Annotated in this window: 3 protein-coding genes; all 3 read right to left on the bottom strand. The window is 42.5% G+C overall.

What is annotated here, in order from left to right; all coding sequences use genetic code 11:
- Window positions 1-18: 18 nt before the first annotated feature.
- Window positions 19-918 carry a dihydrodipicolinate synthase family protein gene (locus tag N5P32_RS06630; protein WP_265728327.1) on the bottom strand — a complete coding sequence of 300 codons (900 nt, stop codon included), beginning with the start codon at window positions 916-918 and terminating at the stop codon, window positions 19-21.
- 212 nt (window positions 919-1,130) lie between these two features.
- Window positions 1,131-1,733, bottom strand: a complete 603-nt coding sequence (locus tag N5P32_RS06625) for a LysR substrate-binding domain-containing protein (protein WP_265728326.1) — start codon at window positions 1,731-1,733, stop codon at window positions 1,131-1,133.
- Between the two features lie 47 nt (window positions 1,734-1,780).
- Window positions 1,781-2,098, bottom strand: a complete 318-nt coding sequence (locus N5P32_RS06620) for a LysR family transcriptional regulator (protein WP_265728325.1) — start codon at window positions 2,096-2,098, stop codon at window positions 1,781-1,783.
- Between the last annotated feature and the right edge of the window lie 332 nt (window positions 2,099-2,430).

Genomic DNA, 2,430 nt, shown 5'->3' with positions numbered 1-2,430 from the left:
AAAAACGCGGTGAAAGCGCTAGGCGATGATTTCAGAGATCTCTTTTTTCAAATGAACAATAACGTGCTCAAGAGCCTCTTTCTCATCTTGCTCAAGTCCCATCAATGGCGAACGAACCACACCAGCATTGCGACCATCAAAAGTCACGCCATGCTTAACACTTTGAATAAACTTACCGCCTTGTTCCAAAACACTCATAAGCGGCATCATTGCAGTCATGATTTTACGGCCTTTATTAAAATCATTTTCAATGACACATGCGTTGTAAAGCGCGATATGCTCTTTCGGTAAAAAGTTAGAACCCGCACATACCCAGCCTGTAGCACCCCATGCGAAGAACTCCAATGCTTGATCGTCCATACCACAAGTGACTTGAATGTGTGGATAATCATTCATCAGCATATGCAAACGATTGATGTCGCCGGAGCTTTCTTTAATACCGCAAATGTTTTTAGAGCCTTTAACAAGCTCGAAGAATTCTGGTTCCATATTGATACCCATACGATCTGGGTAGTTGTAAAGCATGATCGGCATGTCAGCGACACGATCAATTTCAAGCGCTAATGTAGCCAATTCTTTTTGGGTTGGAAGAGAGTAAGGAGGGGTAGCAAGAAGAAGGCTGTCGGCACCCGCGTCTTTCGCACGCGCAGCCAACCATAGAGAGTCTTTAGGATTAATAGAACCCGTACCAAAAATTATAATCAGATCCGCACCCACTGCTTTACGAGCAGTGATTAAAAGCTCAAGCCGCTCTTCAAGGGTTTCAACATAGTATTCACCCGTAGTTCCACCAATCATCAAACCGTGTACACCGGCGTCTTTTAGATACTGAACATGTTCTGAGAATGCATCAAAATTGATGGAACCATCTTCAAAGAAAGGGGTGATAACCGGAGTGTAGATCCCTGCAAATTTCATTTTAATTACCTTATTTCGAAGTACGCTAATATCATAGTGAGCTAAGCCACCAAGCCTAGATTGATATTACCGAGCGCATCGAAACTGTCACAATCAACCATTTCTCCGATCAATTGATAAGGTTAGGTTATGATTACTTGAATTCACAAAAATCTGCTTACCATCCATTGATGGTATTTCACATATAAAAAAAGCGACTCTCGCCGCTTTTCTTAGAATAAATTTGATAAATTCCTCTCTATATCATCAATAAACCAAATACGAAACACCTGTAATGCCTCTTTACCCTCATTGCGTTCCGCATAAGATAAGTAATGCTTCTTTTCTCGGTAAGTAATTTCCATCTCTCCTGCCCTCACCAACGCCCCTTGATCAATAAGTGGTGCAACCAGATGATGCCAACCTAAACACACGCCCTGCCCAGACACCGCCAGTTGTATTAACATATTGTAGTCATTGGTATTAAAGTAATGTACTTGGCCTGTTGCTTCAGAGCCGATACCTAAGCTGTTAAGCCAGACATCCCAGTCCACATGTTCCGCTACCTGCGACCGCCCATAGGGAGTCAAGTTTAACAACGTGACATCATCTATATTAATAAATCGGCCCAATTCAGGGTGTGCTTCTAGGTAGGAAGGCGAGCAAACAGGGTAAATTAAATCATGAAAGAGTGGTTCGGAATGATACCCCTCCCTAGGGTCGCTCAACTTACTAATAAATATATCAGGATACACGCCCGGTTCAGTGTGTAACATGCTGCTCGTCGAAATGACATTTATATCAATGTCAGGATACCTTTTTACAAAGTCAGGCAAACGATTCGTTAACCAAAATGAAGAAAAAGCCGGCGTGCAACAAATACTCAATTCCTTTTTTTATTTGCTGACGACTGGATACGTTGCGCGGCTTGAGCAATATTCACAAAAGACAAATACGCTGCATCATAAAAAATCTGGCCAGCTTCTGTCAGTTCCACCGCACGCCCTGTGCGTTTAAAAAGCGGGACGCCTAATGCCACCTCCAACTCTCTGATCTGACGACTAATAGCCGCTTGCGTGACACAAAGCGCTTCAGCAGCACGAGTGAAATTTAGATACTTCGCAGCAGCCACAAAGGACTTTACCGCTCTAAGGGATGGCATTTTTAACAGTATCTGATCCGGCTCTATTGGCTTTGCCATATTGCACTCTCTGTGTTGGCGTCGGTTAAGAACACTGACAAAATTTAGCTTTCGTGAGACGTAAGCAGCGATCTATTGGTCAGACGTCGAAATGGATTATGTTATCCCTTTTTTCTATTTGATAGTATCGCGCACAACGCAACCAACTACATTTATGATGCAAAATTGATAACCCAGCGTTATCAAAAGAACATGAATTCAACAGAACATGAATTCAACAGAGTCAGCCAACTAGAAATCACCTGCCGCTACCCTTGATTAAACCTTGGCAGAGCTCACTCTTCTTTTGAGTCACAGTGTCATTACTTAATGTAAGAATCCAATACTTTTTT

The organism is Marinomonas pontica (assembly GCF_026191375.1).
Classification (GTDB): Bacteria; Pseudomonadota; Gammaproteobacteria; order Pseudomonadales; family Marinomonadaceae; genus Marinomonas; species Marinomonas pontica.
Note: the sequence above shows the minus strand (reverse complement) of the source record. Positions and strands in the feature narration are given on the sequence as shown.

Coding starts and splice junctions, on each gene's coding strand:
- N5P32_RS06630 (WP_265728327.1), bottom strand. CDS start 918: ATGAAATTTGCAGGGATCTACACTCCGGTTATCACCCCTTTCTTTGAA.
- N5P32_RS06620 (WP_265728325.1), bottom strand. CDS start 2,098: ATGGCAAAGCCAATAGAGCCGGATCAGATACTGTTAAAAATGCCATCC.